16 protein-coding genes and 3 pseudogenes are annotated in these 19,174 nt (G+C 69.6%); 12 read left to right on the top strand and 7 right to left on the bottom strand.

Going from position 1 to position 19,174, the window contains the following annotated elements; all coding sequences use genetic code 11:
* The first annotated feature begins 162 nt into the window (after window positions 1-162).
* The 6 genes and pseudogenes from ACWGKT_RS34505 to ACWGKT_RS34530 all read left to right on the top strand — a co-directional run.
* A complete protein-coding gene (locus tag ACWGKT_RS34505) occupies window positions 163-1,806 on the top strand; it encodes a hypothetical protein (protein WP_453276743.1) in 1,644 nt (547 codons plus the stop codon).
* Between the two features lie 1,125 nt (window positions 1,807-2,931).
* Window positions 2,932-4,047, top strand: coding sequence for a hypothetical protein (locus tag ACWGKT_RS34510; protein WP_453276744.1), 1,116 nt, complete (start codon window positions 2,932-2,934; stop codon window positions 4,045-4,047).
* 110 nt (window positions 4,048-4,157) lie between these two features.
* Window positions 4,158-4,835, top strand: coding sequence for a thaumatin family protein (locus ACWGKT_RS34515; RefSeq protein WP_453276745.1), 678 nt, complete (start codon window positions 4,158-4,160; stop codon window positions 4,833-4,835).
* Window positions 4,832-5,290: a glycosyl hydrolase gene (locus tag ACWGKT_RS34520; RefSeq protein ID WP_453276746.1), complete on the top strand. Its 459-nt coding sequence runs from the start codon at window positions 4,832-4,834 to the stop codon at window positions 5,288-5,290. Before ACWGKT_RS34515 ends, ACWGKT_RS34520 begins: the two co-directional genes overlap by 4 nt.
* Before the next feature lie 57 nt (window positions 5,291-5,347).
* Window positions 5,348-6,094, top strand: a pseudogene (locus tag ACWGKT_RS34525) (IS3 family transposase); the annotation flags it as partial.
* Between the two features lie 141 nt (window positions 6,095-6,235).
* Window positions 6,236-6,780 (top strand): annotated as a pseudogene (locus ACWGKT_RS34530) (transposase); the annotation flags it as partial.
* 10 nt (window positions 6,781-6,790) lie between these two features.
* Here the strand turns inward: ACWGKT_RS34530 and ACWGKT_RS34535 are convergent.
* The 3 genes from ACWGKT_RS34535 to ACWGKT_RS34545 form a co-directional block, all read right to left on the bottom strand.
* Window positions 6,791-7,339, bottom strand: coding sequence for a sigma-70 family RNA polymerase sigma factor (locus ACWGKT_RS34535; protein ID WP_453276747.1), 549 nt, complete (start codon window positions 7,337-7,339; stop codon window positions 6,791-6,793).
* A gap of 148 nt (window positions 7,340-7,487) precedes the next feature.
* On the bottom strand, window positions 7,488-7,889 hold the full coding sequence (locus ACWGKT_RS34540) for a hypothetical protein (RefSeq protein WP_453276748.1): 402 nt from the start codon (window positions 7,887-7,889) through the stop codon (window positions 7,488-7,490).
* 119 nt (window positions 7,890-8,008) lie between these two features.
* Entirely contained in the window at window positions 8,009-8,566 is a 558-nt protein-coding gene (locus tag ACWGKT_RS34545) for a hypothetical protein (protein ID WP_453276749.1), read from the bottom strand.
* Between the two features lie 597 nt (window positions 8,567-9,163).
* On the opposite strand from ACWGKT_RS34545, the gene ACWGKT_RS34550 reads away from it, so the two are divergent.
* Window positions 9,164-10,735: a glycosyl hydrolase gene (locus ACWGKT_RS34550; RefSeq protein ID WP_453276750.1), complete on the top strand. Its 1,572-nt coding sequence runs from the start codon at window positions 9,164-9,166 to the stop codon at window positions 10,733-10,735.
* Here ACWGKT_RS34550 and ACWGKT_RS34555 read toward each other — a convergent pair.
* Complete coding sequence (locus ACWGKT_RS34555; RefSeq protein WP_453276751.1) at window positions 10,714-13,626, bottom strand: BTAD domain-containing putative transcriptional regulator; 2,913 nt, start codon at window positions 13,624-13,626, stop codon at window positions 10,714-10,716. The genes ACWGKT_RS34550 and ACWGKT_RS34555 overlap by 22 nt on opposite strands.
* 117 nt (window positions 13,627-13,743) lie before the next feature.
* Here ACWGKT_RS34555 and ACWGKT_RS34560 point away from each other — a divergent pair, with 117 nt between their 5' ends.
* Window positions 13,744-15,006 (top strand): hypothetical protein, encoded by a 1,263-nt coding sequence (locus ACWGKT_RS34560; protein WP_453276752.1) that lies wholly within the window; start codon window positions 13,744-13,746, stop codon window positions 15,004-15,006.
* On the opposite strand, the pseudogene ACWGKT_RS34565 reads toward ACWGKT_RS34560, so the two are convergent.
* Window positions 14,996-15,229 (bottom strand): annotated as a pseudogene (locus ACWGKT_RS34565) (hypothetical protein); the annotation flags it as partial. The gene ACWGKT_RS34560 and the pseudogene ACWGKT_RS34565 overlap by 11 nt on opposite strands.
* A gap of 428 nt (window positions 15,230-15,657) precedes the next feature.
* Between ACWGKT_RS34565 and ACWGKT_RS34570 the strand changes: the two are divergent.
* From ACWGKT_RS34570 to ACWGKT_RS34580, 3 genes are read left to right on the top strand one after another with little or no spacing between them, the layout of a single operon-like run.
* Window positions 15,658-16,104, top strand: a complete 447-nt coding sequence (locus tag ACWGKT_RS34570) for a hypothetical protein (protein ID WP_453276753.1) — start codon at window positions 15,658-15,660, stop codon at window positions 16,102-16,104.
* A gap of 31 nt (window positions 16,105-16,135) precedes the next feature.
* Window positions 16,136-16,414: a hypothetical protein gene (locus ACWGKT_RS34575; protein WP_453276754.1), complete on the top strand. Its 279-nt coding sequence runs from the start codon at window positions 16,136-16,138 to the stop codon at window positions 16,412-16,414.
* Window positions 16,411-16,707: a zinc-binding dehydrogenase gene (locus ACWGKT_RS34580; protein WP_453276755.1), complete on the top strand. Its 297-nt coding sequence runs from the start codon at window positions 16,411-16,413 to the stop codon at window positions 16,705-16,707. The genes ACWGKT_RS34575 and ACWGKT_RS34580 overlap by 4 nt, the downstream gene beginning before the upstream one ends.
* Window positions 16,708-16,994: 287 nt before the next feature.
* On the opposite strand, the gene ACWGKT_RS34585 is transcribed toward ACWGKT_RS34580, so the two are convergent.
* Window positions 16,995-17,714 carry an SDR family NAD(P)-dependent oxidoreductase gene (locus tag ACWGKT_RS34585; RefSeq protein ID WP_356158664.1) on the bottom strand — a complete coding sequence of 240 codons (720 nt, stop codon included), beginning with the start codon at window positions 17,712-17,714 and terminating at the stop codon, window positions 16,995-16,997.
* A 92-nt stretch (window positions 17,715-17,806) separates the two neighbouring features.
* Here ACWGKT_RS34585 and ACWGKT_RS34590 point away from each other — a divergent pair, with 92 nt between their 5' ends.
* Window positions 17,807-18,421 (top strand): TetR/AcrR family transcriptional regulator, encoded by a 615-nt coding sequence (locus ACWGKT_RS34590; protein WP_453276756.1) that lies wholly within the window; start codon window positions 17,807-17,809, stop codon window positions 18,419-18,421.
* Between the two features lie 351 nt (window positions 18,422-18,772).
* Here ACWGKT_RS34590 and ACWGKT_RS34595 read toward each other — a convergent pair whose 3' ends face one another.
* Window positions 18,773-19,012 (bottom strand): transposase, encoded by a 240-nt coding sequence (locus ACWGKT_RS34595; protein ID WP_453276757.1) that lies wholly within the window; start codon window positions 19,010-19,012, stop codon window positions 18,773-18,775.
* Window positions 19,013-19,174: the final 162 nt, after the last annotated feature.

Consider the following 19,174-nt stretch of genomic DNA (forward strand, 5'->3'; position numbering starts at 1 on the left):
CACAGGCCTCGTCGGGCACCACAACGCATGCGGGCGGCACGGGGTTCACCGGATGCGAGGCGAGTTGAACCGCTCTGGTGCGCTGTCCGTTGAACCTGCCAAGACCATCGAGGCGGCAGAACAAGATCAGTCGACACGGCAATTCCGCGGTACGGGTGAGCGGTGATCGCTCGCCACTTCGACGAGGAGGACCTTGCGATGGCAACACCCACACCCCCTTTCGACCAGGAAAAGCTCGACTCCGAAGTCGAGTCCATGCGGAAGGAGGCGAGGAAATACGGCCTGCACCATGACAAGCCGTTCATGACTGCCTTCAACGGGTACATCGAGCAGCTCTACCAAAATGGGGAAGATCTCAATCGGGGGGAGGTTCCTCAGGCGGGTGACGCGGCGGAAAAACTGATCGAGGAGTTCGACCGCCTCAATGCATTTCACGTCCCGGCTCGATGGTATAGGGATACGTATGAAGAGCTCTACAGCAAGCACGGTAGGGACAGTGAGTCACTCGAAAATGAGTTCGCAGAGGCGAGGGCGAAGAAAGCAAGCGAGACCGGAAAATATCTGTGGAGTAAGACCGAGCCCTATTATCCCGCAAGAAAGGCGGCGGAGGCTGGGGATATGATCCTGGAGACGGGAGTCCCGGGCAAGATCTTGAACGGGAAAACCGGCGGGGTTGAGAACTGGTCGGATGCTCCCGTGCAGGAGCGGATCTGGCAGCTTATGTCCGGCCACTATGTGGATGGTGCGCACGGGCCGGTCACGGGAGTGATGCTCGAGGGCAGGGTGGCGGGCAGCGTATTGACAAAATACGAGTGGCCCCGTCTGAGGGAGCTGATCAAGGCCGGAAAAGTTCCCCACCTGCATGTCAAGTTGATGGGCATCAAGGGCGACAAGAAGAACTCGGAAACGTGGTCGCTGACAACGAAGGAGAGTTTCGACGTCCGCTCGCAGGGATCCTTCGACAGAATCCCTTCCCCGGATTCAGACTTCAAGGAAAATCAGTCCCGGTGGCGCAACCGGGAGCTGGAGCGGAATGCCCGTAGCAAATCATCCAGCCCATCGAGCAGCTCCGACGGCAGCTCTTCGAGCAACCACTCGCTCGACAACTTCCACAAGGTGTTCGACGATCCCAACGCGGTCGTCGTCCTGTGGGATCCCTACGCAGGGGACGCTCAGTTCACGGAAAGCCCGAAATCGCTCTCCAGGTCGGGAAGCGGCGAATTCCCGCAAGGGTCGACCGAGGAGATGACGGGAGAGGAGAGAAGGCAGGCGACGATAGACGCGGTGCGGGCCGAGTTGGCGGCCGAGGCACAGGGTACGTATTCGATGGACCAAAAAATCGCGAACTTCATGGCGGAGCAGGCGGAGCGGAGGGCCGGCTCCACCTCGGCGTGGCAGTCCGTGCAGGGCGCGCAGGAAGGCGTCAACTACGACCCGTCCGAGGGTAAGGGTTCGTCCAGCGATGAACGTTCACCGATGGAAGGTTCTCCCGGCGTTCGTCTTGGCCCAGAGTCCTCTTACTTCTCGCCGGGAGCTGCGGTGGGGGGTACTCAGTACGGCCACGACTACCCCCAGTCGCCGGTCCACGGTGCCCAGGCGTACAACCCCTCGTCCGGCGACACACAGAACCGGCTCCCGAGCGGCACGGCGTCCGATTCTTCTGGCGGTGTCCCGTTGACGTCGGGATGGTCCTCCGATTCTTCGGGCGGCGTCAAGCTGCCGCAGGACAGCGGCTCCAGTGAGAAGAAGCCCAAGAAGGAGCCCGTGAAGCAGGTTGCGGGGAAAACGCAGGGGCGCCGGCGCTGACGCCCTCCTCCCGGGTCCGTACCGGATGTTCGTGGCGGTGCGGACCCGGCTGCCGTTCATGCGGCCGGGCGCGTAAGGCGTACGGCTCACGCAGAGCGGAGCGACGGGACCCGAAGGTCCCGTCGCCCCGCCGCCGGGCCGGTCCTAAGCGGGTCGGGTGAAGTCCGCTGCGGTTCGGCAGCGCCCCGAAGGGGCGCGGGGCTGTGTCGATATGCGGCTCCGCCACGTGGGCGCGACAGCCACGACGGTGCCGCAGCACAACGACGGCATAGCGCGGCACTTCCAGCGGAGCCCTCAGCTTGCCGGTTCGGTCGCCGCCCGCTTCGCCGCCGGCTGAGCAGCGGCGTCGGTGATGCCCGGACTCTCCGGGGACGGGGCCCGGGGCATGCGCCTATGGCGGCCGACTGTGGCTGACCGCCGCCCGGTTCCACTCGTCCCCGCCGCGCCTCGGACCTCCGTGGGACGCGGGCGTGTCTCGACCGCGCCTTCCAGGAGTGGGGCGAGGTCGAGGACGACCACGTCATCGGAGCGCTGGCTCGGCACTCAGGACCTTGTACGAGCACGACCCGGACCACCGCCCGGACGTCCCGGACGCCATCGGCAGACGCCTGCTGCGCAGGCGCATCCATCCCGTTCCGGTGCAGCGGCACTGATGTTCTCGGATGACCGAGGACTCCGACGCAGGTTGCCGCCGACGGCTCGGCCGTGCTCTCCGGGCCGCCGGTGCTGAACCCTCGGGCATACGCGATCCGTTGTGCCTCTCGAACCGGCGTCGGCGTTCAGCCGACAGAGCACAGTCGGCAAGGTCGGGGAGGTACGCACATGCCTGCTACCCATACGTGGTGGTTCGCGCCGCAGGGTCTGTTGAAGCGGCGCCGGTCCACGTCGGACGCGGGCGGGTGTTACTCCCGTCAGGACCTGCCGCGCCCGGTCGGCAGCGCCCCGCGGCTTCCCGAGTCCCCGCTGCCTCCCGGACTGCTGCCGTTGCCGACGGGATTCGAGTTGGCGGCTACGACGAGTCAGGCTCGGCTGCTCTTTGACGCGGTGGCTGTCCGGCGTTGAACCGTTCGCCCCGGCGGCCCGTTGTCGCTCGTGTCAGCACCTCCGACTTGAAAGAGGGGCAACGTGACGGATGGCAACGTGGCTTCCCCGAGCCTGACCCGGTTGACCGAGGATCGCCCGGAAGTCGTACTGGCGCGAGACCTGCTCAAGACCGAGTACGACCTGATAGGCGGGCGTCGCGGAGGCGGCGCAGGCTCGACGGACAGGGGCGTCTGGGAGCAGATGCGGGCCGCGCTGCGTGGCCTCCGGGATCGCGTCATGGGCCGGTCACGGTCGGCGCCGGCCGGGGGAGGCTCCTCGTCCGGCGGAGGGCGGGAGGCCGGCCCATCCGGCCAAGCCGCGTACGCGCCGGGCCCCGCCGAGTCGGTGCCGGCGTCGACATCGACTCCGGCGGCGACGGCCGAGCGGCAGAAGCCGTCCGGATCGGAGAAGTCGGCACGTAAGGAGAAGGTGCGCGTCGATAAGGAGATCGGTCGGCTTCCGGACCGCAAGGCCTTCGAGGACGCGGTTCTGGAGCAGCTCAGGGGCGATGAGAACTGGAAGAAGGCGTTCGAGGAATCCCCCTGGAGTATGCCGGATGTCGCGAAGTACGCCATCAGGGCGCACCTGAGGGAGGCGCTGGCAGACCGTCCCCCGAGTTTCGACTTGCCGCAGGCGGAATCAGGTCCGAGTCTGCCGGATGGCGATGCACTGTGGGCGGCCACGCCCACGGAACTCATGAACAGCGCTAGAGACAGAATCATGGCCGCCGACGCGCAGCAGCATCAGGCATTCCGAGAGCGCTTCGAGCGCTCGGCACGACCACCGGACGAGCCGTTGACCAGTGCCAGTTTCCAGGGTCTGCGCGCGGGCGGGGACATCGACGGCCACGCCTTCAAGGCGATGGAGGCCGCACGGGCGGGGGCAGAGGCTGCGCACAGTACCGCGTCACCTGCTCCCCCGAGCCCCGTGAGCCCCACAAGCTCCCCAAGCCCCGTAGACCCCGCGCGCCCTGTGAGCCCTGTGAGCCCGGTGTCTAGCGAAGGGCATGATTTCCTTCGCCAGTCGCTTGAGTCCTTCCAGACCGCGACTTCCGGAAGCCTTGGCTCCGCCTCGAACTCGTCAAGAGCCTCAAGCGTCCCAAGATCCAACCGTGGGCCCGTTCAGACGAGTCCGAAGGCCGAGCAGAGGCGACGGTAAGGACATTCCTCCGTCGGCTGAACCATCCGCCGCCCCTATCCGTCGTGCCTGCCGCGGCGACACCTGATCGTCGAAGAACCGCGCCCAAGCCCGATGGAGAGGCCCGCTCTATGCGCAGACGCACATCATTTCTCCTGGCCCTGCTCCTGGTCATCGTCGGTGTGTCAGGCACCGCCGTAGCAATCCAGGCCCGTCGCTCCAGCAGCACGAACATCAAGGGAACGCCGGCCGCCGACGTCGGCACCGCCGAGCACACCGTCACCTTCCAGAACAGGACGGACGGCCGTGTCTGGGTCGGCAGCGAGGTCAACGCCGACGGCTCGACCTCGCTCACCGGGCTGCCGACGCTGGACCCGGGACAGTCCGCCACCATCACGATCCCGGAGCGCGAGGGCGCCGGGCACTGGCGCGGTACCTTCTTCGCCCGCCAGGGGTGCAGCGGTGAGGACGGCAGCACGTTCCACTGCGCCGTCGGCGACTGCGGACCGTACGCCGACCACTGCTCGCTCGGCGAACAGCCCGCCGGACTGGCCGAATTCAACTTCGACCCGGCCGACAACCTGGCGCCCTGGTACGACGTCAGCTACGTCAACGCCGTCTCGGTGCCCGTCACCATCACCCCGAACGACGTGGCGGTGCCCGAGAGTGGCGAGTGCGCGGCGGCGGGCTGCGCCAGGATCTGCTGCCCGGCTGCCCGGCCGACAACCTGGTCAAGGACCAGGGCACGGGCCAGTCGCTGGTGTGCGTCAATCCCAACCGGGACGCGAAGACTCCCTACAGCGAGATGATCAACCAGACGTGCCCCACCGCGTACGCCTGGTCCAAGCAGGACGCCGAGCCGGGCAACAAGGTCATGTACCAGTGCACCAAGTGCAGCGGCCTGACCGTCGCGTTCGGCACCGGCAGCGCCGCCGCCCCGACGGACCCTGCCACGACGACCACGACCGGCACAGTCACCCCGGCCTCGACCCGCAAGGGCATCAGCCTCAGCCCCGTCGACGGAGCCTCCCGGGCGCTGGCCGAGTCCGGTGCGTCCTGGTACTTCAACTGGGCCTCGTCCACCGGTCCGGTCGCCAAGCCGGCCGGTGTCGAGTACGTTCCGATGATCCGGGGTCCCGGCTCGGTGACCGACGCCGAACTCGGCCAGGCCGCCCAGCAGGGCACGGAGTTGCTCGGCTTCAACGAGCCCGACTCGGGCACCCAGTCCAACATGACCCCCGAACAGGCTCATGTACTTCCTTAGGTATCCATGAACCGCTCCGGGTTCGGTGGGGACTCGATCGTTTGAGAGGATCGAGTTATGGCACGTCCTTCCCAGTACCCGCTTGAGCTGCGCCGTCGTGCGGTGCGGATGGTCGCCGAGGTGCGGCCGGAGTACGACACCGAGTGGGCCGCGATGAAAGCGGTCGCCCAGAAGCTGGGCATCGGCACGACCGAGACGCTGCGCAAGTGGGTGCGGCAGGACCAGATCGACGCCGGGGCCCGTCCGGGCACAACGAGCGAGAAGTCGGCCGAGCTGAAGCGACTGCAGAAGGAGAACGCCGAGCTGAAGCGGGCCAACGACATCCTCAAGGCCGCAGCGTCTTTCTTCGCGGCCGAGCTCGACCGGCCACACACACGCTCGTAGCGTTCATCGACGAGCATCGGGACCGCTTCGGCGGAGTCGAGCCGATCTGCCGGGTCCTCACCGACCACGACTGCAAGACCGCCTCGTCCACCTACTACGCCCACCACAAACGCCAGGCCGCACCCGCGGACCCGCACCGTCCGCGACGCCGAACTGAAGAGCCTGATCACACAGGCGTACGAGGCCAACTACCGTGTCTACGGCGCCCGGAAGATCTGGCGGCACCTGAACCGCCAGGATGTCGCGGTGGCCCGCTGCACCGTCGAGCGCCTCATGCGTGAACTTGGCATCACCGGAGCGGTCCGCGGCAAAAAGGTGATCACCACCATCCCCGACACGAGCACGGAACGGGCCCCGGACCTCGTGGACCGCGACTTCGTCGCCCCCGCCCCGAACCGCTGCTGGGTCGCCGACTTCACCTGATGCCCGGGCTCCTGCGACCACCTGACGGCAGAAACCGTGGAGAGCCCGTTGCCCAGTAATGGGCACGGCGGGTTCGGCGAGAGGTCCGGGGAAACGGGCCGGGAGTAATTCCGGAACCGCGCCCCGGGCCTACTCAGCGACGAGGCAGGCTTCACCCGACGGCCGCCCAAAGGACGCACGTGGGGCCGGCGCGGTCGCACACCGCAAGTGACGGTGAGTGGCAAACGCTCGGGCCGGTTGTCGGTGGCGGGGCTGATCGCGATGCGGCCCGGCTCGCGTACCCGGCTGTGCCACCGCCTGCGCACGCATCCCGCGGGCAAGGGCCAGCGCCGCAGCATGGGCGAGCGCGACTTCATCGCGCTGATCGACGGCACTCATCAGCTCGTGAGGGCGCCACTCGTTGTGGCGTGGGACCGGCTGAACACCCACGTCTCCCACGCCATGCGTGAGTTGATCGCCGAGCGCGAGTGGCTGACGGTGTTCCTGCTGCCCGCCTACTCGCCCGACCTCAACCCCGTCGAGGGCGTGTGGGCGCACGTCAAACGCAGCCTCGCCAACCTCGCCGTCGTCGCTCTCGACCGCCTGGAAACGCTCGTCCCAAACGCCTCCAGTACCGGCCCGGCACCCTCGACGGCTTCATAACGGGCACCGGCCTGACCCTCAACAACCCAGCATCACCTTGACGAGCCGAAGTCAGTAACGCACCCCTCGCTCCTCCAGCGCCGTCCGGAGACTGCGCAGGGCGTAGTACACGCGGGACTTCACGGTGCCCTGCGGGACACCGAGCACCGAGGCCGCCTGCTGGGTGGTGCGGTCCGCGAAGAACGTCGCCCGCAGCACCTCACGGTGCGCGGGTGTCAGTGCCTCCAAGGCGTCCCGCACCACGATGGACAACAGCATCCGGTCGATGTCGTCGGCCTCGATGCCCAGTTCGCTGACCCAGGTGGCGCCGCTGACCTCCTGGGGTCGCGCCGCCCGGGTGCGGTGCGCATCGATGACGAGATTGCGGGCGACCCGGAACATCCAGGGGCGCACCGCCATCCCTTCGTCGTCGACCAGGTTCTGCTTGTTCCAGCACCGCAGCAGTGTCTCCTGGATGACGTCCTCGGTGCGGTGCGTGTCCCCGCCCAGCATGCGCAGCACGTGCGCGTACAGCGCCGGGCCGTGCTCCAAGTACAGGTTTCGCAGGGCCCGTTCTTCCGGGGTTGCCGCGCCCGCCGATCCGATCACGGTGACGTTCATGATGTGCTCTCTCCTGCTCCGTCGGATGAGCGACCCCTGCCCGGACGGGGTGAGGCCGGGGTCGGCTGGGACGGAGTGTTGCGAGCGGCGTTCCACGTTCGTTTGACGCTGGTTGTACGAGTCGATGGACGAGCAGGTCAGGAGCGCCTCAGACGTACGCGGCCAGGGCGTCGACATGCCTGCGGACCTGTCCGGCCAGTGCGGCGTCGCCGGGCGGGAGCAGGCCGCGGAGGTCCAACTGGATCCACATGTGCAGGAGTTCACGGCCGTGGAGCATGGCGGCCCGGTGGTCGTCGATCCGCTGCCAGGCTGCCGCCGCGCGCGCCACCTCCGCCGGCGCCTGTCCGTCCCAGGCCCCGCACCGGATCCGGGCCACCCCCAGGGCCAGCACGGTGGCCTCCCGGTGGTCGCCGCGCAGATGCGCGAGGTACGCCTCCATCGACCGGGCCTCCAGCGCGTCCGGGTGCCCGTCGCCCAGCGTGTCGGTCAGGCTCTCGCGCACGGCGGAGGCGTCGGCGTATGCCTCGTTGAGCCGGCCGGTGGTCGCCATCGCGTTGATACGGCTGATCCGTTCGGCGTGCTCGGTGGGGAGGTCGGCGGTGACGGCCCGGGGCGGGGGCGGGAGGACGGCGGTACGGGCCGCGGCGGTGGCGCGGCCGATCGCGGTGGCTACGGCGGACGCCGCCTCGGCCTGTGGTGGCTCGGGGGATTCGGGGGCTCTTCCGCGGGATCGAGGACACGGCTCGAACCGTCCGGGGACACCTGGAGGACGAAATGGGCGGCGCCGGAGCCCTCGTTCACCGTGGCCTCCACGGCGGCGGCGCGCTCCTGGGTGTACTGCTGCAACCGGTCCCGTACGGCGTCGTGCACGGACTGGCCCGGTTCGGGGACGAGCGGGTGTCCGTCGATCTCGGCGCGCTCTTCGTCCGTGACCTGCATGTCGAAGTGGGCCATGGCTGTCCTCCTCATACGGGGGAGTGGAGGTGACTCGGGGCGGTCAAGCCGTACGGGGGGTGACGCCGGAGCTGGCTCCGGCGGGCGGGGCGGCGATGCCCGCGTACTTGGCGAACTGGGCGCGACGGCAAGGACGTATCCCTGGGCCTCGTTGGTGTTCGGCACGCCCTTGGCGGCTCGGACGGCGTCCATCCCGAGGTGGTAGCCGGCCAGGGCGAGGTCCAGGACGGTGTTGGTGGTGCCGGTCTGGACGACTTCGCCGCTGTCGATCATCTACCGGGCCTGTTCCGCCAGATCGCACATGTAGCGGCCCTGGGCCATGATCGAGTCCTCCGCGTCCAGGGCGGAGACCTTGTCGTCGTCGTCCCTTGCCGAAGCGCGTGAAGATGTGGGGCGGCAGCTGGTGGCGATGACCTGGTTCGCGGTGTCCTGGTTGTCGGCGTCGCCGCGGCGGCCCCAGCCCCAGGCACTGCTCCTCAGGACCGGGCAGGGCTACGCGGCGACCACGGCCACCCACCGCTGGTTCGGACGGGACGCGGTGAAGTCGAGTCGGGGTCCGCCGACTGGCCCCTACCGGACAACGCGCCTACGCTGCTCGGCTCGGGGGGACGTGAGGTCTTCCTTCGAGCTCAGGTCGCCACAGTCGGCCCCGCGAGCCGCAGTCCCGGAAACGTCAACTTCTCCCGCCCGGCCGGCCCCGTGTCGGGTCTTCGCGGGCACGGCAGCGGCCCGAAGGCGCGAGGGCGATGACGTTCCGCCACCGGTGAACCATCCACCGCCTCCCGTCCGTCGTGCGTGTGCAGGCGGCCACAAGCCGTCGTCCCCCGCAAGCCCGAGGAGGAGGCACTTTCTATGCGCACCTTGCGCAACATGCGCAGACGCACATCGTTCCTGCTGGCCCTGCTCCTGGTCATCGCCGGTGTGACAGGCACCGCCCTAGCGATCCAGGCCCAGCGATCCGACGGCGGAGGCATCGGTGAAACGCCGGCCGCCGCCGTCGGCGCCGATCACACCGTCACCTTCCAGAACAGGACGGACAGCCGTATTTGGGTGGGCAGCACGGTCAACGCCGACGGGTCGGCCGTGCTCACCGGGCTGCCCGTGCTCGACTCGGGCCAGTGCGCCACCATCACCATCCCCGAGCACGCGGGCGCCGGGCACTGGCGTGGCAAGTTCTTCGCCCGCCAGGGCTGCGAGGGCGAGGAGGGCAGCACCTTCCACTGTGCCGTGGGCGACTGCGGGCCCTACGCCGACCATTGTTCCCTCAGCGAACAGGACACCGGGCTGGCCGAGTTCAACTTCGACCCGGCCGACGCACTGGCGCCCTGGTACAACATCAGCTACGTCAACGCGGTCTCCGTGCCCATCACCATCACCCCCGACGACGTGCCGGTGTCCGACGCCGACGCGTGCGCGGCGGCGGGCTGCGCCCAGGAGTTGCTGTCCTCCTGCCCGGCCGACAACCTGGTCAAGGACGAGGCCACGGGCGAGCCGCTGGTGTGTGTCAACCCGAACCGGGACGCGAAGACCGCCTACAGCGAGATGATCGCCCGCGAGTGCCCCACCGCGTACGGCTGGTCCAAGCAGGACGCCGAGCAGGGGAACAAGGTCATGTACCAGTGCACCGAGTGCACCGGTATGACCGTCGCCTTCGGAACCGGCGGCACCACCGCCCCGCCCGCCACCACGGTCCCCGCCACCGACCCGGCGACCTTTTCGTCCCGCAGGGGCATCAGCCTCAACCCCGTCGACGGCGCCGCCCAGGCGCTGGCCGACTCCGGCGCGGCCTGGTACTTCAACTGGGCCTCCACGGGCCCGGTCGCCAAGCCGGACGGGGTCGAGTACGTCCCGATGATCTGGGGACCGGGCTCGGTCACCGACGCCGAACTTGGCCAGGCGACCCGAGAGGGCACGGCCCTGCTCGGCTTCAACGAGCCCGACCAGGCCGCACAGGCCGACATGACTCCCGAACAGGCCCTGGACCTGTGGCCCCGGCTGGAGTCCACCGGCCTGCGCCTGGGCGCACCGGCCGTCTCCTACGGCGGCGATGTGGCCAGGGGCTGGCTGGACCGCCTCATGCAGGGGGCGGCCGAGCGCGGTCTGCGCGTCGACTTCATCCCCCTGCAATGGTACGGCGGGGACTTCGGCCCCGACGCCGCGAACCAGTTGCGCGGCTATCTGCAAGCCGTCCGCGACCGCTACCACAAGCCGGTCTGGCTGACCGAGTACGGCCTCATCGACTTCTCCCAGAACCCTCCTCGCTACCCCGCCGAGCAGGGGCAGACCGCCTTCATCAAGTCGTCGACGGAGCTGCTGGAGGGCCTGGACTTCGTGGAACGCTACGCCTGGTTCACGCTGTCGTCGCAGACCGCCCCGACCGGCCTCTACGACGGGACGACCGCGAACGCGAGCGGCCTGGCCTACCGCGACGCGGACCGGTAGTCGTGGGCGCCCTCCTCCAGCCCGCCGAGTCTCGTCCGGACCTTCTCGGCGTCCGGATGGTCCAGCTCGGCGAAGACCGCCAGGGCCCGCCGCCAGCTGGCACGAGCGGCCCACGGGCGGCCCGCGGCCAGTTGGACGTCACCGAGGTTGCTCAGGGTGTGGCCCTCGCCCCAGCGGTTGCCGACCTTGCGATGTGTCTCCAGGGCCTGGTCGTAGTGGTCGACGGCGTCGTCGAGGCGGTGCAGCCGGTGGTCGATCGTGCCGAGGATGTCGAGGGTGACACCGGTGACCCAGTGGTTGTCGTTCGCGCGCAGGACGGCCAGCGCCTGCTCCAGGCAGTGGAGGGCCTCGTCGTAACGGCCGAGCCGCTGGTAGGCGTCGCCCAGGTTGGCCAGGGCGATGCCCTCTCCCCAGGTGCTGTCCCGGGCGTTGCCCTCTCCCCAGGCGCTGTCCAGGGCCCGGTCGAGGACCAGCCCCCTGCGGGTGTACTCGACGGCCTTGTCGAGGATACCGGCCTGGAGGTAGGCGTCGCCCAGGTTGGCCAGGGCCGCCGCCCGGGCCCTGATGTCCCCGATCTCCCGGAAGGCGACCATGGCCTGGTGATTGTGGTCGATGGCCTCGTCGAACCGGCCCAAGGCACGCAGCGCGGCGGCCGTGTCGGCGAGGGCCTGGGCCTCGCCCCGGCGGTCGTCGGCGGCGCGCGCGGCGGACAGACCCATTCCGGCGGTCTCGAGCCACTCGTGCAAATGGCTGCGGAGGTAGAAGAAGCCCCACAGGACGGCCGGCAGGCGCCAGGCGATGCCCGCCCACCCGTCCTCGGCGGCCCGGCGCGCCGCGCAGACCAGGTTGGACAGTTCGGCCTCGCACCAGTTCAGGGCCTCGTCGTAGGTCGTGAACTCCAGCGGCCGGCAGAGGTCCGGCAGCGGGTCGAGGGGTATGCGGTGGCGGTGCGGGGTGAGGTGCGGATAGGCGGCGTCGGCGGTGTGCAGAAACCAGCTCAGCAGCCGCTCGACGGCCCGGTCCCGATCGTGCGGTGCCTCCTCGGCCTGGACGCGTTCGGTGGCGTAGACGCGTAACAGGTCGTGCAGGGTGTAGCGGCTGGGAAAGTGCTCGGTGAGCAGATGGGCGCGGGTGAGTTCGACGAGCAGACCGCGCGTCTCCCGCAGGGTGAGCCCCGCCAGCCCGGCCACGGCGGGCGCGGAGATGTCGGGTCCGGGGTGCAGGCCCAGCAGCCGGAACAGGCGCGCGGCCGGGGCGGACAGTGCCTTGTACGACCAGGAGAAGACGGTCCGGAGGTCGATGGTGATGTCGTCGCCCCCGGCGAAGGCGTCCAGACTGCCGTGGCTGTAGGCCAGTTCCTCGGCGATGGCGCTGAGCGGGAAGCGGGGATGGGCGGCGGCATGGGCGGCGACGATCGCCAGTGCCAGCGGCAGCCGGGCGCACTGCCGGATGATCTCGTCCGCCGCCTGCGGCTCCGCCACCAGCCGTGCGCTGCCGAGGCGGCGCGCGAGGAGGTCGTGTGCCTCGGCGGGCGTCGGCTGGTCCAGCGTCAGCGGGTGCGCGCCCTCGCCGACGACCAGACCGGTGAGCTGGTTGCGGCTGGTGATGATGACCAGACAGCCGGGGGAGCCGGGCAGCAGCGGACGCACCTGGTCGGCGTCGCGGGCGTTGTCGAGCAGGACCAGCACCCGGCGCTCGGCGAGCATGCTGCGGTACAGCGCCGCCTGGGCGTCCAGACCGGCGGGGATGCGCATCGGCGGGACGCCGAGCGCGTCCAGGAAGATACGGATGGCCGATTCCGGCCGTACGACGGAACCGGTCGGATCGAAGCCGCGCAGGTTGATGCAGAGCTGTCCGTCGGGGAAGCGGTCGGCGATCTCGTGCGCCCAGTGCACGGCCAGGGTGGTCTTGCCGACGCCGCCCATGCCGCCGATCGCGCTGATCACCACGGTGGCCTGCGGGCCGTCGTGCTCGGGCAGCAGGGCGCGGACCCGGTCGAGTTCGGCGCTCCGGCCCACGAACGCCGGGAGATCGGCGGGCAGTTGGGCCGGGCGGGCCGGGTGCGCGGGCACCGGGAGGGCGGGCTCCGCGGGCGGCGCGGGCGGGCCCAGGTCCAGGGAGGCGTCGGCCGCGAGGATGCGTTCGTACAGGTCCTGGAGGGGCGCGCCCGGGTCGATGCCCAGCTCGGCGGCCAGGATGCCGCGGGTCCGGTGGTAGGTCTCCAGCGCCTCGGCCTGTCTGTCGGACCGGTACAGCGCCAGCATGAGCAGTCGGCACAGCCGCTCCCGCAGCGGATGGGCCCCGGTCAGCGAGATCAGTTCCGCGATCACCTCGCCGTGGCGTCCGAGTTCGACGTCGGCGTCCAGCCGGGCCTCCAGAGCGGTCAGCCGCTCCTCGCTCAGCCGGTTGCGCTCGGACTCGGCCAGCGGTCCGGGGACTCCGGCGAGCGCCCCTCCCTGCCACCCGTCGAGCGCGGTGCGCAGCAGCTCCGCGGCGTCCGACACCCTCCCGGCGGCCCGCACCTTCTTCGCCTCCGCGACGCGCTGCTCGAACACGGCCAGATCCAGGGCGCCTTCGGGAACCCGGGCCAGGTACCCGTCGCCGACCGAGACGACCACCCGCTCGGACTCGGGTATGTCCCGCCCTGGCTCCAGTACCTTGCGCAGGCGCGACACATACGTCCGCAGCACGGATACGGCGGCTGTCGGGAGGTTTTCGCCCCACACGGTGTTCAGCAGCTCGTCGAGCGTGACGGGTCGCCCCCTGCGCAGCAGCAGCGCCACCAGCACCGCCCGCTGCTGCGGCGAGCCCAGGTCCAGTTCCCGTTCGCCACGCCAGGCCCGGACTGGTCCCAGTACGGCGAAGCGCACGGAACCCTCGTAGGAATTCATGTTCGAACTCTACTGACCGCTGCGTGCAGAGAGAGTGATTTGAACCGCGCCCGCCATGGCGTCCGTTGCGGTACGAGGGATCGCAGAAGCGGACCCGACACGTCAGGAGGAACGGGCATGGACCACGCCGTACCGGAGGAAGAGTCCTCCCCGCACTTCGAGGTGGTCCTCTCCGGCGACGGCTCCGCCGCCATCGACGGTGAACCGGTGACGCTGGAGGACGGGACGACGCTCGACGCCGCAATCCTCGACACCCTGCACGGACACGCACGCGACCGGAACACCCCCGTGACAGCGGACATCTCTGATCCCTCGGTGGGCTATGTGGTCTACGTCGAGGTCGCACCGGACGGTTCGAGCAGGCTGTTGGAGGAGCACCGGCAGGAGCAGGAGCAGGAGCAGGAGCAGGAGCAGGAGCAGGAGCAGGAGCAGGCGGCACCCCCGTTCTCGGGCCCCCCGCTCACACCCCGCCCCGCCCCGGACCCCGCCCCCGACCCGCGTCCGCGGGTCGGCCGCAGGAACGTGCCGCGTCAGTCGGACGACGAGTTCGAGTCGCCCGGCCTGCTCCACCGGCCGCTGGTCGTCGGGCCGGTGGCGCTCGGTGTGGCCACCCTCATCATCGTGCCGCTGGTGATGCTGGGCAGCGGCGGATCGGGCGGCGGGGACGACACCCGGGCCGCCGGCGCCGACGACGTGGCGAGCCGGAGCCCTTCGGCCATGACCGGGAAACCGTCGCCGACCGTGTCCGTGACCCCCAGCGTGAAGCCGTCGCCGAGCGCCTCGTCCGGCAAGCCGAAGTCCACGCAGACCGACAAGGACAAGGACAAGGACGGGGGCACCGTCACCGTGACCGCCCGGCCTCCGGGCACCACCGTGACCGCGAAGCCCCCGCAGGAAACTGCCGCCACCGCCGTGAACCGGCTCACCAGGAGCGACCCGTCCGGACGGCACATCTGCTACGGCGTGTACCTCTCCGGACAGGGCTGGCAGAAGCCCGTGTGCGACGGCACGCTGGCCGGTACGACGGGCCAGAAGAAGCCGGTCAAGGCCATCAACATCGCGGTGACCGGCACCGGAGGCTCGTCCGCCAACGCCTTCCGCCACGACCCCGAGTCGACCGACGGCCAGGGCAAGTGGGTGGAGCACTGGACCGCCATCACCGCCGACGGCAAGAACAACTACATCGGCAGCACGAAAGCGAGCGCCCCGTACCTGACCGGCTTCGCCATCAACATCGGCAGCGGCCGGATCTGCCAGACCGCCAAGGTCCGCGGCTACGACTGGGGCGGCCGGGGCTGCGCCGACCAGCGCCCCGACTTCGTCTTCGGCGGCACCCTGGAGAACACGCGCTGGCTCGAAGCCGTCAGGTTCACGGTCTGACCGGACAGCTCAGGGCCAGAGCAGCTCCCGGTCCCAACCATCCTCCGTACGACGGTAGTTCAGCCGTACGTGCTGACGCCTCTCGTCGCCCTGGATTCCCCCAGGCGAAGTCCACATACCCGTCGACCTTCTCGGCGGGCAGATAGCGCGCCCAGATCTCCCTCAGCTGCTCGATCGTCGCCGGCACCGTCTCGATCACCGGCCCCTCCACCGACACGTACCGATCACTTCGATGGGCTGGGGCATGGCGGCCGGGTCGTTCCTTCCGTGCGCGGTGTGTGGGCTCGCGCGCACCGGCCCGGCGGACGGACACGCCTGTGATGGGACCGCTTCGGTCAAGCTCCTGACTTGTTCAATCGACCGCAGATGCACGGTCTGCAGCCGTAGCGTCCAGGGTGCCGGTCGGCACGGGCCCGCAGTGCTCCTTGCCGCCCTCGGGCCGGCTCACTCATGGCGTGCCGCCGCTGGCCGGCACTCGCGCGGTGTGGCTCGCCAGAGGCATGAGGGTGACACGGTGACTTCAAGTCAGGATGCCCACCGCACCCTCCTTCCCGTCTGAGCGAGTGCGAGGCCAGCCCGTGATCCTGATCGGTGTCGATCCCCGCATGTCGTCCCACACCGCCGTCGCCGTCGGCCCGGCAGGGCTACGAGGTGAGCCAGCGTCGGTTCGCCGTCAACGCGGGCACCTTGCGCCAGCTGATGCGCTGGTGCGAGCAGTGGCCCGAACGCCGCTTCGCCATCGAAGGCGCCCCCGGCCTGGGCCGAACCCTTGGCCAGCAGCTGGCCGCCGCGGGCGAGAACGTGGTCGACGTACCCTCGACGCTGTCGGCCCGGGCCCGGTTGCTGGCAGCGGTGGCGACCGCAAGACCGACGCCAACGACGCCCGGCCACGTCGCCCAGGTCGCCCTGTTCCGCAACGGCCTGCGGATCGTCGTGCCCGAGGACCGGACCACGATGCTGCGGCTGCTGACCGAACGGCACGACGATCTGATTCACGAACGCACCCGGTCCTCAACCGGCTCGACGCCGTCCTGCGCGACCTGGTGCCCGGCGGCGCCCCCACCGGCCTGTCCGCCGACAAGGCTGCCGCCGCGATGAGGGCCGTCCGCCCCGCGACGGCCACGGACGCGTGCCGCCGGGACGGCTCGGCTGCGACGTGGTGATCAATCGCGAGGAGATCGGCATTGGCGGCGAACTGGCTGTCGGCGCCGACACGGTGGAGCTCGCCAAGCGGCTGGGCCGGGCCGTCCGGTCACAGCTGGGCGAGGATCCGCATGTCGCCTTCGACCACGTGGGCCGGGCCACGTTCGGGATATCCGTCATCGTGGCCCGCCGGTGCGGCACCGTCGTCACCTACGGATCGAGCACCGGGTACCAGCACACCTTTGACAACCGCTATTTCTGGTGAACCTCAAGCGTACCGTCGGCAGCCACGGCATGAACCTCAACGAGGCCGCGGAGATGATGCGGCTGCTCAGGCTCGGCAGGGTGGCACCCGTCCTGTCCGAGGTGTATCCCCTCACCGAGGTCTGCGATGCGGCGCGCCTGGTGCAGACGAACGGCCACACCGGCAAGGTCGGCGTGCTCGCGCTCGCCCCCGCGCCCGGCCTCAGGGTGACGGACCCCCAGGCCCGGGCCGCACTCGGCGAGGAGTGGCTCAGCCCGCTGCGATCCACCATCCAGCCGGCCCACGCGGGTTGAGCGGGCCGTCCCCCGAACCGCACCACAGCGAAAAGAGGACCGCCGCCTATGACCGCCACCACCCTCGCCCCTCCGACGAATGAGGAGTAACCCCGGCTTCTTGAACGGGGGCTTGTGGAGCGCCCGTTGCGGTGAAAGTCGCACGGCGGGTGCGGGAAGCGGTCCGGGGAAACGGGTCAGTCGAGAGACTGGAACCGCGCCGCTCACAGACCAAGAGCCCGGCGGCCTCGACGACCACCGGCACCCAGCCCTGCCCAAACAGCCCCTGACCTGGACCTATTTACGCGTCAGAGTTTCCCGACCATGCGGTCGAGGGTGCGCGGCGCGACCCGCAGCATCAGCGGCATCAGTTTCGCCTGACCCGGCAGGGCCATCGGCCGACGCTCCCGGAGGGCTTTGAGTGTGACGGCCGCAACCTCGGCGGGTGCCAGTTTGGGCCCCGTGACAGCGGCGTTCATGGGCGTGTCCGTGGTCGGCGGGAGGACCTCGAGCACGTGGGTGCCGCGGGGTGCGAGTTGGCGGCGCAGTCCGTCGGCAAAGCCGTGCAGTCCGGCTTTGACGGCGCCGTAGGTCGGGGCACGGGTGGGGGAGACCAGGGCAAAGCCGGACGTCACGAACACGATCGCGTCCAGGGACGGCCAGCGCCGCAACGCCTCGCCGGTCAGGTGGATGGGCGCTGTGAGATTCAGGGCGATCTCCTGGTCGAGTGCCACGGCTGCATCCTCGTCCGCGGCGAAGTCCCGTTCGACGAACGTGCCCGCGTTGTTGATCAACACGTCCAGCCGGCCGAACCGTTCGGTGACCGCATCGAGCATGGCGGCTCTCGCCTCCGGGGCGATCACGTCGGCCTGGACGGCCAGCGCCTCCGGATGCTCGCGGCTGAAGCGGTCGAGGGCCGTCCGCGATCGGCCGCACACGGCCACGGAAGCCCCCTCTCCCAAGAAGGACTCCGCGAGGCTCAGACCGATGCCCGAGGTCCCGCCGGTGATCAGAACGACTCTTGTCATGGCTCTACCCCAATAAATTTCGGAACCAGTCGGTACCGAATGGGAGCGTAGCACTTCCGAACCGGTCGGTACCGAAAGGGTATGCTGGAGCCATGGAGAGCAAACGGGCGGCGTCGGTCGGCAGACCGCGGGGGTTCGATGTCGACGAGGCCCTCGAAAGGGCGGTACTGGTCTTCTGGGCCCAGGGCTACGAGGGCGCCAGCCTCGACGATCTGACCGCTGCGATGGGTATCACCCGCACGAGCATGTACCGGGCCTTCGGTAACAAGGAGGACCTGTTCCGCAAGGCGCTGGAGCGCTACACCGAGGGTCCGGCGTCCTACTTCGCCCGGGCTCTGGGGCGGGCGACCGCCCGCGAGGTGGCTGCCGCGTACCTCGGCGGTGCGGTCCGGTCCACCACACAGCCGGACTGCCCCGCCGGATGCCTTGGAGTGCAGGGCTCCCTAGCGGCCGGTGGGGCCGGTCGCCAGGCTCGCGACATCCTCACCGCCTGGCGTGAGGAGGGCGCAGTCCACCTGCGACACAGGTTCCAGCGGGCCGTGGACGAGGGCGACCTGCCGGCTGACGCCGATCCCGGCCTGCTCGCCCGATACCTGATGACCGTGGCCAACGGGATCGCCGTCCAGGCCGCAGGCGGCACCGCCCGTGACGAGCTTCAGCTAGTGGCCGACATGGCTCTGCGTAACTGGCCTCTGGACGGCTCCTGACCGTGGCACAAAGCGGAGGGTGTGCCGGCGGCCGCCACTGCCGTCGAACACCCCCGTTCGCATTCTCCTCCCGATCCCGAATCCCTTCGGAGCCCGGCTGCAACCGATCCGGGCTCCAGAAACGACACACCCCCATGAGTGGCCGCACGGGCAGGACTGTTCTTGTCACCGGGGACTCGCGCGGGATCGGCGCGACCGTCGGCCACCGACGGGGCCCGCGTCGTCCTCCCCTACGCCAACTCCAAGGACCGGGCCGACGAAGCGGTCTACGCGATCCAGACATCCGGCGGGACCGCTCTTGCCGTGCACGCCTTCAGCTTGACTCTGCCGGGGATCTTGGTGGCGTCGAGGTCAGCTGCCCAGGGTTCGCCAGAACTTCGGCCGGGGTATCTCGCGCTGGTCGAGGTAGTTCTGGACGGCAGTCGGTCGGCGGGTCGTGGGGGCTTCTTCGGTTGGTGTCAGTCCGCTGAGGCGCTCGATGTTGACGGCGATGGCCGTCATAACGTGCTGGATGTGCGCCTTTCCCTGCCCTCGGTAGCGGCAGCGTCCCATGCCATATCCGTGGGCGAACTCGTTGACCGTGCCCTCCACTCCGGTGTTTGTCGCTCGGTGCGGACCCGGACCGCAGACGACTACGAGCGGCCCACGGATGACCTGCGGGAGAAGATCCAGGGCGCCGACGGCGACAGTGTCACTACGAGCCGGTATCCGCTGCTGTACCCGCCCGATGCGTGGGATGTGTGGTCGATGCTT

Source organism: Streptomyces sp. NPDC054794 (genome assembly GCF_053611585.1).

Coding starts and splice junctions, on each gene's coding strand:
- ACWGKT_RS34515 (WP_453276745.1), top strand. CDS start 4,158: ATGCGCAGACGCACATCATTTCTCCTGGCCCTGCTCCTGGTCATCGTC.
- ACWGKT_RS34520 (WP_453276746.1), top strand. CDS start 4,832: ATGATCAACCAGACGTGCCCCACCGCGTACGCCTGGTCCAAGCAGGAC.
- ACWGKT_RS34535 (WP_453276747.1), bottom strand. CDS start 7,339: ATGAACGTCACCGTGATCGGATCGGCGGGCGCGGCAACCCCGGAAGAA.
- ACWGKT_RS34540 (WP_453276748.1), bottom strand. CDS start 7,889: ATGGCGACCACCGGCCGGCTCAACGAGGCATACGCCGACGCCTCCGCC.
- ACWGKT_RS34545 (WP_453276749.1), bottom strand. CDS start 8,566: ATGATCGACAGCGGCGAAGTCGTCCAGACCGGCACCACCAACACCGTC.
- ACWGKT_RS34550 (WP_453276750.1), top strand. CDS start 9,164: ATGCGCAGACGCACATCGTTCCTGCTGGCCCTGCTCCTGGTCATCGCC.
- ACWGKT_RS34555 (WP_453276751.1), bottom strand. CDS start 13,626: ATGAATTCCTACGAGGGTTCCGTGCGCTTCGCCGTACTGGGACCAGTC.
- ACWGKT_RS34560 (WP_453276752.1), top strand. CDS start 13,744: ATGGACCACGCCGTACCGGAGGAAGAGTCCTCCCCGCACTTCGAGGTG.
- ACWGKT_RS34585 (WP_356158664.1), bottom strand. CDS start 17,714: ATGACAAGAGTCGTTCTGATCACCGGCGGGACCTCGGGCATCGGTCTG.
- ACWGKT_RS34590 (WP_453276756.1), top strand. CDS start 17,807: ATGGAGAGCAAACGGGCGGCGTCGGTCGGCAGACCGCGGGGGTTCGAT.